The 13015-nt window shown below is 44.0% G+C and carries 11 protein-coding genes; 6 read left to right on the forward strand and 5 right to left on the reverse strand.

Going from position 1 to position 13015, the window contains the following annotated elements:
• Positions 1 to 258 precede the first annotated feature (258 nt).
• Genes R7070_RS05095 through R7070_RS05105 form a run of 3 tightly spaced genes read right to left on the reverse strand, consistent with a single transcriptional unit; the run spans position 259 to position 2714 of the window.
• The gene (locus R7070_RS05095; protein ID WP_256900147.1) at positions 259 to 1614 is read right to left on the reverse strand and encodes an FUSC family protein; all 1356 of its coding nucleotides are present in this window, start codon (positions 1612 to 1614) and stop codon (positions 259 to 261) included.
• Positions 1615 to 1627: 13 nt separating this feature from the next.
• Entirely contained in the window at positions 1628 to 2491 is an 864-nt protein-coding gene (locus tag R7070_RS05100; protein ID WP_005377105.1) for an HlyD family secretion protein, read from the reverse strand.
• Between the two features lie 10 nt (positions 2492 to 2501).
• Complete coding sequence (locus tag R7070_RS05105; protein WP_005377106.1) at positions 2502 to 2714, reverse strand: DUF1656 domain-containing protein; 213 nt, start codon at positions 2712 to 2714, stop codon at positions 2502 to 2504.
• 426 nt (positions 2715 to 3140) lie between these two features.
• On the opposite strand from R7070_RS05105, the gene aspT reads away from it, so the two are divergent.
• The 6 genes from aspT (at position 3141) to R7070_RS05135 (ending at position 10407) form a co-directional block, all read left to right on the forward strand.
• On the forward strand, positions 3141 to 4856 hold the full coding sequence (gene aspT, locus R7070_RS05110) for an aspartate-alanine antiporter (protein ID WP_005377107.1): 1716 nt from the start codon (positions 3141 to 3143) through the stop codon (positions 4854 to 4856).
• Positions 4857 to 4951: 95 nt separating this feature from the next.
• Complete coding sequence (locus R7070_RS05115; RefSeq protein ID WP_203345990.1) at positions 4952 to 6547, forward strand: bifunctional aspartate transaminase/aspartate 4-decarboxylase; 1596 nt, start codon at positions 4952 to 4954, stop codon at positions 6545 to 6547.
• A gap of 125 nt (positions 6548 to 6672) precedes the next feature.
• Entirely contained in the window at positions 6673 to 7530 is an 858-nt protein-coding gene (gene pdxY / locus R7070_RS05120) for a pyridoxal kinase PdxY (protein ID WP_033906186.1), read from the forward strand.
• A gap of 210 nt (positions 7531 to 7740) precedes the next feature.
• Complete coding sequence (locus tag R7070_RS05125; protein ID WP_017634571.1) at positions 7741 to 8910, forward strand: patatin-like phospholipase family protein; 1170 nt, start codon at positions 7741 to 7743, stop codon at positions 8908 to 8910.
• Between the two features lie 17 nt (positions 8911 to 8927).
• Entirely contained in the window at positions 8928 to 9356 is a 429-nt protein-coding gene (locus R7070_RS05130; protein ID WP_025768103.1) for a hypothetical protein, read from the forward strand.
• A gap of 142 nt (positions 9357 to 9498) precedes the next feature.
• The gene (locus R7070_RS05135; RefSeq protein ID WP_017634569.1) at positions 9499 to 10407 is read left to right on the forward strand and encodes a LysR family transcriptional regulator; all 909 of its coding nucleotides are present in this window, start codon (positions 9499 to 9501) and stop codon (positions 10405 to 10407) included.
• Positions 10408 to 10693: 286 nt separating this feature from the next.
• On the opposite strand, the gene R7070_RS05140 is transcribed toward R7070_RS05135, so the two are convergent.
• The gene (locus tag R7070_RS05140) at positions 10694 to 11845 is read right to left on the reverse strand and encodes an ABC transporter permease (protein ID WP_017634568.1); all 1152 of its coding nucleotides are present in this window, start codon (positions 11843 to 11845) and stop codon (positions 10694 to 10696) included.
• A complete protein-coding gene (locus R7070_RS05145) occupies positions 11842 to 13008 on the reverse strand; it encodes an ABC transporter permease (protein WP_017821358.1) in 1167 nt (388 codons plus the stop codon). The genes R7070_RS05140 and R7070_RS05145 overlap by 4 nt, the downstream gene beginning before the upstream one ends.
• Positions 13009 to 13015: the final 7 nt, after the last annotated feature.

Below are 13015 nucleotides of genomic sequence, written 5' to 3' on the forward strand. Positions count from 1 at the left end.
CAGTTAATGTGTCACTGAACTTCTTGTTCAGTTAGATAGATATGTTTGCTGTGATTGACGTTGTGAATGCATGGTTTTCGATTGCATTTCGTGAATCAATGAGAGGATTTTATGAGGTGAAGAGAAATCCCGTTAATCGCTTTTGATGGATACTATCCTCGCTTTATGGGTGAGGCAGGAATAGGGTAGTGAACAAAGCAAAAAGCCCCGCAGAGCAAAAGCAATGCGGGGCTTTAGTTTCAAGAACGGAGGTGACGCTTAGACCGTAACGCGAACACGAAACAGATCAGTAAACAACTTGGCAATCATCAAAATGATCATAATGTTTACCAGCATCAGCAAGGGCGTTTCAATTCGATATGCTGGGGTTAAATTGAGCGCTCCTGATGTCAAGACAACCAATAAGTTAATACCTAGAATTCTGTGTACCATCAGCTTTGGTGTGGAAAATATCTTCCAAATTACGATGATGTTGATGAAGTAGAATAGCCCAAGCTGCCAAAGCTCGTTCATCATTGGCATTAGGAAAATGTATTGCAATAGAATCACCGTGCCAGTGCCTATCACACCAAAAAATGCATCTTTAATAATGCTTGGTGGCATAGTAGGAACGATTGAAGAGAACACGCCAGCTAGCATCGGAAAAATGAAACCTCCGGGTACGGGCAGATAAATCCAGATCAACAAAGAAGTGACGAACATGGATACACCTTGCAATACCTTTCTGCCGTCTTCATTCAAATGCTGGATAAACGTTCGATGCTCGTGATGCCAAACTGTGTTTTTCTCTCTTTGCATGACACAAGCAACGTGACCAATGAGCGAAGTACTTGGATTTCTAATATCAAAGCTTTGAAGTTGCTGCGTTAGCGTTGGCCAATCGATCTCACGACTTTGCGATTTATCTGCTTGTTCTAGCAATCGGTCTTGGATTTGTGCCATCTCATTTAAACGCGCACGCCATAGCTGACGATGTTCTTTCAAGTGGTAGCTGCCAGTAAGTGGTAAGCCGACCAGTTGGAACAACTTTTCTATGTTGGCGCTGTTGGTCTCAAGAGCTTCAATATCTATATCATTGGGCGATTTCATAGCGTTAAGCATCGCCTCTCTGCTGGTCTCAAAACGTTGAATGAAGTTTTGTTCTGTACTGACTGGCCAGACTAATCGGTACACAACAGAAAACGTGATCACACCAAGAATCGTCTCTTGCATGCGAAGAACAGCGAAGTGGAACGTTGCTTGACTATCAAATCCTCCCATACATGCGATGATGGAGCACACAGCAAAACCGATAGAGAACACATAACCATACTTTTCGTCGCTCGACATAAAAATGCACGCACCTAAAAACAAGGTGAAGAAGGTGAGAAACAAAAAGCGATCTTGAGAAAACGTCGTGATGAGGAAAAAGGCATAACCGATGCCAAGGAGGGTTCCTAATAAGCGATTATGACCTTTGTTTATTGAGTGAGCGAAGCTTTCATTTAATGCCATTACCGCGACTGCGATCGCTGCCCAATACGGTTTCTCCCATTGAAACCATAAGGCAAGGCAGATCGCGATAACGATAGACAGCGCAGCTTTGATTGCTTCTTTGGTTGAGGCATTAAACATACATTCCACCGCATTATTGTTTGATGATTTTGATAGAGGCCGTCATACCAACACGTAGTTGAAAATCTTTCGGTAAGTGATCTAATTTAACTTTAATTGGAATGCGTTGAGCTAAGCGTATCCACTGAAAGTTAGGGTTCACATTGGGCAAAAGATCGTTACCAGTACTACCATCTTGCTTCGCAATGCCGTAGCCAATGCTTTTGATTTTGCCTTCCAGCACAGCTTCATTGTGCATCATTAAGGTCACGTAGGCTTTATCTTGTGGATCAACGCCAACTAAATCCGTTTCTTTGAAATATCCTTCGATCCAAAAGCTGTCTTCATCAATCAAGGCCACGACTGGGGAGTTAGCGACGACTTGAGAGCCGACGCGTAAGTTCAAATTAGTGATATAACCATTCGTTGGCGCATAAACTTTTGTGTAATCAAGGTTTAGCTTGGCTTCTTCAACATTGGCTTTCGCGAGTTCTACGTTGGCAACGGCTGTCTCCACCGCATTGTCTAGGTTATTCAATGTCAGTACAGGTACAGCGCCAGGTGTGCGCTTTTCTAACTTAAGTGCTCGCTGCTCTTCATTTTTGGCCTTTGCTAGTAATGCAATGGCTTGCTTTTGAGCTGCTAGCGCTTTGTGGTACGCCGCTTTATAGATGCTTGGGTCAATCTCAAACAGCAAATCGCCTTGTTTCACTTGCGAATTGTCTTCGACGTAGACTTGGATGATTTGTCCTGTTACGCGGGGAGTTATAGAAACGATGTGCGCGCTAACTTGGCCATCTCTAGTCCAAGGGTTGTCAGAGTATGATTGGTAGTAGCTGAAAATCACGGTGCCAGCGGAACACAGTAATAGCAGTGTGATGAGATAACGTTTTATCACGGAATTTGCCTCAAAATATGGTAATGAATCGACCAATAACGCCAGTAAAAATCACAATTAGGCTTAGCTCAGCGAGCGCAGGAAATGCAACGTATTTGTGGAGTCCCAGTTTTGTTGCAACGGTTCCAACCAAAATGGTGAGCATGTAAGCCAATGCAATAACCAGCAACAAGGGAGGGAAGTAAACTTCGCCCCACACAAGTTCATGTGGCATTGAGTTCATGGTGTTTTTCTCTATTAACTTGATGAATGTAAAGATAAGGCAAGTGATGGCATCAGTGATAATCGCTTTTGTAGGATCTAATCCATCAAGAGAAAGGTGTTATGCGCTATATAGAGGGAATAGCGCAACAAAGTAGCTTTTTGGACAGTGAAAATAAAAATAAATTTATTTTCCAATTTATTTGATGTTCATTTCAGACCACTAAGTTATTAAATTTTCGACAATTATTGTTCAATGTTTGCGTTTGAATATGCGAAGTGATGGTTTCATCCTTCAAATGGGATTACGAGTTGTGAGGTTTTGTTTCTAATATTCGCTTCGAAGCAAACGAGATGCTTTTTAAATTAAATAATCCAACAAATATGAGTGACAGATTATTCGTTAGATTATTTGAGTTTTATATTTATTAGTAAGAGTAAAATTGTCATGGAAATTATTTCTAACCTTTTTGACATGGCACCATTTGTTGCTCTCTTTATTACGCTCTCTCTCGGTTATATGGTAGGTAAAATTACCATTGGTCGATTTGTTCTTGGCGGTGTTGCGGGAACATTATTAATGGGTGTAATTATTGGGCAATTTGGTGTTCATATTGATCCCGGCGTAAAAAGCATTTTCTTTGCGCTCTTTATTTACGCAGTAGGGTATCAAGGTGGTGCGCAGTTCTTTAAAGCATTGAACTTTAGAACCATCAACATTCTACTTTCTGCTGTAGTGATGACGGTTTCTGGCCTGCTTTGTGTACTAGCAGCAGCTTGGATGTTTGATCTAGACAGAGGTACGGCAGCAGGCCTTGCAGCTGGTGGTTTGACTCAATCGGCAATCATCGGTACAGCGGGTGATGCGATCGCACGTCTTGGTGGTGTGACAGAAGAAGCGAAGCACCTAATGCAGACCAACGTCGCAGTAGGCTACGCGGTTACGTACATCTTTGGTTCGCTTGGTCCAATTCTGATGGTGACATGGGTATTCCCAACACTGATGAAGTGGGATATCCGAGCAGAAGCGATTGCGCTAGAAGAGAAAAATTCAAATGGTAAGCGTGATTTAGCGCCGGGTGAGTTCAACGCTATCACAGCGCTGGTTACACGAGCATTTAAAGTGAGCAAAGATGGTGGGCTAGCAGGCAAAACCTTAGCTCAGTTAAACCAACACGCTCTAGCTGCTTGTATTGAATTGATTCAACGTGATGGCAAAGTGCTAGAAGTGGACAAATTCACAGCACTGAAAGAAGGGGATGTCATTGTTGTAACTGGTCGTCGTAATGCGGTACATAAGCTGCAAGATGGTTTGGCTGACAACGAGATTGCACTTCCAGAAGGCTATGAAGTTATTGAAGAAAACCGTCAACTGATCGCAGACAACCGCAAACTGATTGGTAAGTCGCTGCAAGAGATTAAAGAGGCTTCGAACCAAGGCTCTATGCGCGGTATTTATGTGACAGACTATATTCGTGAAGGCAACTCAATTGAAATGACGCCGGATCTTGTGGTGAAGAAAAACGACGTCATCCAGCTTACAGGTACCGCAAAAGATATCAATCGCGTTGAGAAAAACATTGGTCAGCGAATGGGCTCAGCAAACGTGACTGACTTAATCGTGCTTGGTATGGGCATGGTGGTGGGCCTATTAATTGGTCTAATCAGTTTTAAGATTGCTGGTATTCCCGTCACTATCGGTTCTGGTGCAGGTTGTTTGATCTCAGGTTTGATCGTCGGTTGGTTGCGTAGCCGCAATCCGCATGTTGCTCAGTTTCCTGTGGGTGCCGCGAACTTTATTCGAGATTTCGGTTTGGCAGCATTTGTAGGCATTGTTGGCCTTGAGGCTGGGCCTCAAGCGGTCGACACCATCAAAGAACACGGTATGTCTCTGTTGTTCCTTGGCATGGGTGTAACGATTATCCCTCAGATTATTTCGTTCTTCTTCTCATATTTTGTATTGAAGATTAAGAACCCGGTTGAAGCACTTGGCTGTGTGACAGGTGGACGAAGTGCGAACCCAGCATTCGCGGCTTTAATGGAAAAAACAGGTAACGCAACGCCAGTATTCTCATTCACTGTGACTTATGCAGTCGCCAATGTCCTGCTTACCCTATGGGGTCCAATTATTGTCGGCATTATTACTTTAAACGCAGGCATGTAATTTAAATAAATTCGAACACGCTTATCGCCTAATTAAATAGGCGGTAGGGGAAGTATTATCCAAATTTTACTAAATAATAGATTCAGGTAAATATTATGACTACGCAAAACACAACAATTGATTTTTCAAAATTTGCAGATTTAAGCCCATTTGAATTAAAAGATAAACTAATTGAAGTGGCACAAACTGTTCCTGACCGCGCGTTATTAGATGCAGGTCGTGGTAATCCTAATTTTCTTGCGACACTACCACGTAAAGCGTTCATTCGTTTGGGTGAGTTCGCAATATTGGAAGCCGAGCGCACTTATTCATACCTAGATGGTGGTTTCGGTGGCATTCCAGATGGTGTGGGCATTGTTGAACGCTTCGATACGTTTGCAAGCAAGAATAAACAAGACCAAGGCGTACAGTTCTTGGAAAAGTCGCTGAGCTACGCAAAAGACCGTTTGGGTCTAGAGAAACAAGCATTCTTGAATGAACTGGTTAACGCATACCTTGCATGTAACTACCCAGTGCCACCACGTATGTTGACGAACATCGAAACCGTTGTGAAGCAATACATTGCAGAAGAGATGTACGGCCCAATGCCAATGACAACAGACTTCGATCTGTTTGCAACGGAAGGCGGTACGGCGTCTATGACGTACACCTTCCAAACTATGTTCAACAACGGTCTATTGAAGAAAGGTGACAAGGTTGCGCTAATCACTCCAATCTTTACGCCTTACCTAGAGATTCCAGAACTGAGTGAATACGAACTGGAAATCGTTGAACTACGTCTGGATGAGACAACATGGCAACTGCCGATGTCTGAAATCGAAAAGCTTGCAGATACAGGCATCAAACTGCTTTGTGTTGTTAACCCGGCAAACCCAGCGTCTGTGAAGTTCTCGGATGAGACTCTGGATAACCTATCAAATTTTGTGAACAACGAACGTAGCGACCTGTTCATTGTGACTGACGATGTATACGGCACATTTGCGGACGACTTTGTCTCACTGTTCGCGAAACTGCCATACAACACGCTTTGTGTTTACTCGTTCTCGAAGTACTTCGGTGCAACAGGCTGGCGTTTAGGCTCGATTGCGATTCAACACAACAACGTGTTTGACGATGCAATGCGCAGCCTTCCTGAAGCGCGTCAACTTGAGTTGGACGATCGTTACAAAACACTGACTCCGGAACCTCGTGAGATTAAGTTTATTGACCGTATCGTAGCAGACAGCCGCAGCGTAGCGCTTAACCACACAGCAGGTTTGTCTCTTCCTCAACAAGTTCAAATGGCGCTGTTCTCATTGAATTGTCTGATGGACTCAGAGAAAAACTACAAAGAAGCATGTAAACGCATCATTCGCGAGCGTTACAAAACTCTGTACAAAAACATGGGTGTAGAAATTGAAGAAAACAAAGATCGTGTGGACTACTACACACTGCTTGAGCTCGACACTTTGGGCGGCAAATTGTACGGACCAGCCTTCGTTGAATGGTTCAAAGCGAGCGAGAAGGGCAAAGACTTCCTGTTCCGTCTTGCACATGAAACCGGCGTTATCCTACTTCCAGGCCAAGGCTTCGATGTAGTACACGCATCAGTTCGAGTTTCGTTAGCAAACCTTACTCATCACGAATACGAGCTTATCGGTCGTGCAACGCGCAAAGTGTTGGATGAGTACTTCGCTGAGTTCCAAGGCTAATTAATCCAGCCTGATTAAGAATAAGCCTCGGCGTTGTCGAGGCTATTCCGACCAAATAAGCACAGTGCGCGATATTGTGTTTATTTAGTCGCCAAGCTAACAAACTTCTCAATTAAGAGTGACTTATGAAAAGCATTATTTCTATTCAATCTCATGTGGTTTATGGCCACGCAGGAAACAGTTCTGCCGTCTTCCCGATGCAGAGAATGGGCCTCGAAGTCTGGCCAATTCACACGGTTCAGTTTTCAAATCACACTCAGTACCAGCAAGGTTGGACTGGACAGAAGTTTGGGGCAGATGAAATTCATTCTCTAATGAGAGGCTTAGATAACATTGAGAAGTTAGGCGAATGTGGCGCGATACTGTCCGGTTATCAAGGCAGCGCAGAGCAATGTCGAGCGGTGGCCGAAGCGGTAAGTTTAGTCAAATCGCGTAACCATAGTGCACTGTATGTGTGTGACCCAGTTATGGGTGATCCAGACAAAGGTTGCATTGTGGCAGACGGTGTCAAAGAAGCGATAAGCCATAGCTTGTTGCCCATCGCTGATGTGATTGTTCCTAACCAGTTTGAACTGAGCGAGTTAACAGGTGTGAAAATTAACTCTCTTTATGATGCGGTCACTGCATGTAAAAAAGCCTTAGAGTTAGGACCGAAAATGGTATTGGTGAAACACCTGCATGCACTAACAGATGACGCCTTCAGTATGATTTTAGCGACGCCGAAAGCAAGCTATTTGGCCCAACGACCTAGTGTTGAATTTGCTATGCAGCCAGTCGGAGTCGGTGATTTAATTTCTGCGATTTTCACCTCTTGTTTGGTGAAGAAGATGTCTCCTGTCGCAGCCTTTCGTCATACACATAACGCCGTTTACGGTGTATTGGAGATCACAAAAGGCTATGGCACATGGGAGCTACAGACGATCAATGCCCAATACGAATTTGTCGAACCGACGCATGAGTTCAACGTCGTGAAAATTGCTTAGCGCAGTACCTAATTAACGGAGAAGCGTAAAGTTAGCATATAGAAACTTGGCATAATTGCTTTGATGGATAGCATCCTACAATCGCGATTATGGGGTTTAGCCGTGCCTAGCTATAGTAACTCCAAACAACGAAACGGACTTCATTTTGACCCAATTAACTTCAAACTGAGTCTCTGGTCATACGCCAGAGAACATTAAATGAGACTGATTATGAATCGTTTAATTTCCTCTGGTGTGACGGTTGCACTTTCGCTGCTGATAGTAGCTTGTAGTTCACCTCATACGCTGGATGTTCGTGTTTCTCAAAGCAACTATAAAGATGTCGAGATCGCGAGTTCGACACCAAATGAGCCACTTCGAATGTGGGCCAATGAAGCGCCGGATTTTCTCTACTCAGCGCACAATCAAACCACACCGATCAAAGTAGAGGGTGAACAGCTCAATATTTTGGCCTTATCGGGTGGTGGCGTAAACGGTGCATACGGGGCCGGCGTTTTGATGGGGCTACAGGAAAAGGGGGAGCTAAAAGATTATGCCATCATTACTGGAGTCAGTGCGGGTGCCCTAATCGCTCCTTTTGTTTTCATTGGCGGTGATGCGATGCCAAAGATGAAAGAAGTCATGCTCAACATCAATGATAAGAATATTTTGGGTAAGAAGAACTTCTTAAATACCCTGTTTAAGGACGCGTTTACCGATGGTGAGAACCTCTATGATTTCATCGCAGACGCTTACCCTGAGCCCATGATCGAGGCGATGGCGCAGCAACACCGCAATGGTAAACGCCTCTTTATTGGCAGTACCCATTTTGATTCAGGCGAACTGGTGATTTGGAATATTGGTGCGATTGCGAACAGTGATTTAGCGGACAAATCTGAACTTATTTACAAGGTGCTTGCTGCGAGCGCATCGATCCCTGGTGTTTTCCCTCCACAATTTATCGATGTTGAACATGATGGAGAAACACTTGAGGAGTTACACGTAGATGGCGGTCTCGCAGCGCAGGTGTTCTTTAATCCGTCTAACTTCAACTATCAACAAATCTCAGATGCTTTGGGGTTAGAAAAAGCGCCTCAGTTGGATGTGATTCGCAATGGTGCGTTAAAAGCGCCGTATCGTCCACTAAAAGACAAAGGTTTGGACTTGGTATCGAAAAGTGTCTCAAGCCTTACGCTAGCGCAAACTCGTGGTGATCTCTATCGAATGAAATACATCAGTGAAATCAACGATATCGAGATGCAGTTTACCTACATTGATCAAGATTTCAGGTACGCCAAAGTAACGAAAGATATGTTCGATCACCGCTACTTGCTGACGATTTACGAATATGGATTCAAAAAAGCCACCCAAGGGCAACTTTGGGTAACTGAACTCCCTTAATACAGGAAAACGATACAATGAAAAAAGCCGTTCTTACACTCATGATACTTACCGCTTCCGCGACTGCATTCGCCCAAAGTGGAGCCCATCTTGACCAGCAAAAAGTGGATAGTGATATGCAGCAACTGTCTGCAATCAAAGAAGAAGGTGCAGCCTTTATCATGATTGACGAGAACTCGAGTTACGTGGCGGTCGAGTTCGTGGGAAAGTGGGAAGAGATCAACAACTATGTGTCACACAAAGAAGCGAAAAAACGTAAATTGGAAAAAGTGAACAAGCAGTTCGTGTACTCTCAGGTCGGTGAAACGTTGGAGTCACTTGAGCAAAAAGTCGTTGACCACATTTACGCTGATCAACCTAAATATTTCAGTGTCGATGTCTACCGCGATTACCATGGTGACTCAGGAGAATTCAACTATTTAGCTCGTGTCGTTGAGTACAACTAAGTTAGAGAAAACCTACTGAAGCTAGTAGGTTTTTTTGTGTCGTCGAGAAGGAATTCAAACGCAGATTGTTTCCGTTACCAAGTAGCAATTCTACGATCTTGTGGTAATTTAATTAGATAACTCTAAAAAGTAAGCACAACCTATGAATTTTAGTTTTGAACAACTTCTCGCGTTCGTAACCGTTTATGAACAGCTTTCGTTTAGTAAGGCGGCGGTCAAACTCAATAAGCACCGAACCACAATAGGGCAGGTGATTACCAATCTTGAAGACCAACTGGCGGTCAACCTGTTTGAGCGAGTGGGGCGCTCGGTAGAACCGACAGAAGATGGTCATCTTCTTTACCACTATGCTAAGCAAACCATCGAACAAGCACGTACTTTCGATAAAGTCGCATTAAGTCTAGCTTACGGTGGGTTAGAGAATGTTAGTATCGCCTATTCAAGCGCTATACCACACCGTTTTCTTGTATTGCTTCGTATTCAATTAGCAGCAGATTTTCCGATGATGCGAGTTAACTTTCTTGTTCGTAATCGCAACGAAATTAAAGAGGGTTTACAGAATGGTGATTATCAATTCGGTATTGTCAATGTGCATGATAGTCGAGCAATACATAGTCTGGATGCGACGTTTTTAGGTCATTTTGAATTTGTTCCTTTCGTCCAGAAAGGTGGTGAACTCGCTTCTATGGCACCAGATCGAGTATTGACAGCCTTGAGGAATAGTAAACAATTTGTACTGCGGTCTCTTATTGAAGAGGGAATGGGCGAAAAAGTCATCGTAAGTTCGAACCATGAAGAGGTCGACCAATTGGCCCTTGTAGTGAAAATGGTTGAAGCAGGTTTAGGATGGGCGATTCTCCCCAGAACGTTTGCCCATTCGGAGTTTTCTAATAATCATATAGAGCCAGTGGAAGCTTCTGAATTATTGGAAGGTTTTAAGTTTGGTTTTGGCCTATGGTGCCAACCCTCTAAGCAAGTCGGTGATGTAAAAAATTCAATCATGAAGGTCGTTACAGAATACCGAGAGAAAATAATCCGTGATATGACTTAGCGGCGACATGTATCCTGCTCATCCCTATCAACAACAAGACTCAATGTGAGTCTTGTTTTTTTGTGTCTGAAAAACGTTATCTTTCTAGCGAAGACTAATGTCTATTGGAAGGATATGACCCTCTATATGAGAGTATGGAATCCATACTTTTTGGCTTAATCTAATCTCGCTCAATGGGTAAGCCCAGAGCAAAAAGTGTTTTTACCATATGTCCGCTGCAAGGACGCAGATTTTCAGCCGGGTTTAGTTACCCGGCTTTTTTTATAGTAATAGAAAATGTCAGCTGTCACCCCAAGCTCTCTGTTACAACTGGCTTGTTACTTCGCTTAGCAATCCAGTACGCAACGCTACCCCAAAGCACAGTGAGTGCCCAAAGTGCCGTCCAATGTAGAGCGACTTGTTGCCAGGTTGCCCCCATTTGGTTTAGCGCTAAGAAAGCTTTTATCGCCCAAGTGCTTGGGCTTAAATCAGCAATCCATAGTAAGGGAGTAGGTATGGCTTCAATCGGCCAAATAAAACCAGCCAAGAAAATGAGCGGCATAGAGCTCACTAAGACGACTAAGGTGACAAGTTCACGCCGAGGTAATAAGTAACCTAGCCAGAAGCCTAGTCCGCAACAACCTAAAAAGAACGGGAACAACATAGCCAGCAATTCGCCCGCATTGGCGATATGGTTTACGTTTAAGCGTTCGAAGCTAAAACCAAAATAATAGGCGCCGAGTAAATAATAAATTGCCACAAATACTAACGTTCTCGCAAGCAGCAGCGATCCCGTTGATACTTGTGACCAATAGCCACGACCATGACGCTGTGTTCCCGTTTGCAATCCAACCGCCATGATCAACGTTTGTTGTAAAATCAGAACAAATACTGCCGGCACTACGTATTCGATGTAACCCATGGTTGGGTTGAACGTCGGTTTCATATTAAGCTTAATAGCAGAGTAATTATGGCTAGCCATACTCATGGGCACACCATCTATCACCATTTTACTGACTTTCACTTGGGCCCCTAATGTGCCTCCCGCTTGGGCCAATCCTTCTACCACGGTTCCGTACACGAGAAAATACGAGGCGTCCGCAGCGTAGGCCAGAGTCGGGCTTTTACCTAGCATTAGGTCTTTGTAAAAGTGTTCTGGTATGACTAAAAAACCGGTGATCTCTCGTTGTAAAAATGCTTGCTTTGCATCGGCAATCGTATGAAGTCGAGTGACTACGTTGACTTGTGGGGTGGCATCAACCATACGTTCCAGCTTTAAACTCGTCTGACTACCATCTAGATTAACAATCGCGATTGTTTGTTCACGAGGCGTTTGTTGTGCATAAGGCAAAGGGTATAAAAACGAGTAAAATACGACACCACCAAACACGGTCAACGTAACGACTGGATTGGTTAGAACGGCCTTAAGTTCCGCTTTAATCAGTTGCCACAATGTCATACCGCCTCCTTCGCTTGGCGTGTTGATGAAGCTGTTCGATGTTTACCCATCAAGGCTGCGGTAATGAGCAGAGGCATAACGTAACCAATCATAGGCCATAGCGAGCTTAAAGATTGCGCGGCCGATGCTCCATAGCTTGCTTGACTCACTTGTACTTCAATGTAATGGGTAATCGGCAATAATGAACGCCATGCATAAGCGAGCGTGTTCATGTCAGAAACTGGGAATGTAATTCCCATGAACGCGAAGCTTGGAGCCGTAAATGCGCCAGCAAAACTCATCGCACGTGCAGGATCCATCGACAAGAAGAAGAACAACGCTCCCATAATGATACAGGCGATAACCGTCGCCAATTGTGCTAATAGCATAACCACAAAACTGCCTTCCATTGGCCAATCAAGCACGGAATAAAACCAGTACAAGAACAACGCACCTTGCGCCATAAAGACCGGAATGTACCGACTTAATAAGGTAGTGAGCCTGGCGTATGGCTTTTCGCCCAAAAATGCAAAGCCATTCTTTCCACCATAAATGCGAAAGTGCGCGGCAAGAATCAAAATAGTGCTTACTACAATACATATTTGCCAAATGGCTGGCACGATAGCCGTTACCAAAAATTGTGCGTAGTTATTGTTACGGTTAAATAATGCGGTTATTTGTGTTGACACGGGTACAGCCTGTCCAGCCGCTGCTAACGTTGTGGTGTTACCCTTAGCCAAGTTGCCCATTACTTCAACCTGAGCGTCGAAATAGCCTTGTGCTTGCGCAACAGCAGAGTTGATCAGTTTCGCTACCAAAATGTACTGACTGTTGTAAAAGACAGAAAGTTGAGGTTGGCGGTGCTGGAGAATGTCTTGGTCGAACTTAGATGGGATGACCGCGTAAGCGTAGATATCGCCTTCAATCATCGCATTTTTTGCTTCGCTTGCACTGGTGTAGTGATAGTTAACAGCCAGACTCGACGACGCATCCAAAGATTGAATGAGCTTTCGAGAAAGTTGGGAATGTTGTAGATCAACCACACCGATTGGCAGATCCCGGGCAATGCCCGCAGAGAACACTCCCCAAATCATCATCGCGAGCAAAATCGGTATCCAAGTAAGGCACGAAAGCAACCACTTGTCTCGTCGTAAGATATGCCGCTGTGAAATCTTAATCGTCATAGCATTA

It is taken from the genome of Vibrio sp. 1557, from assembly GCF_033340175.1.
Classification (GTDB): domain Bacteria; phylum Pseudomonadota; class Gammaproteobacteria; order Enterobacterales; family Vibrionaceae; genus Vibrio; species Vibrio alginolyticus.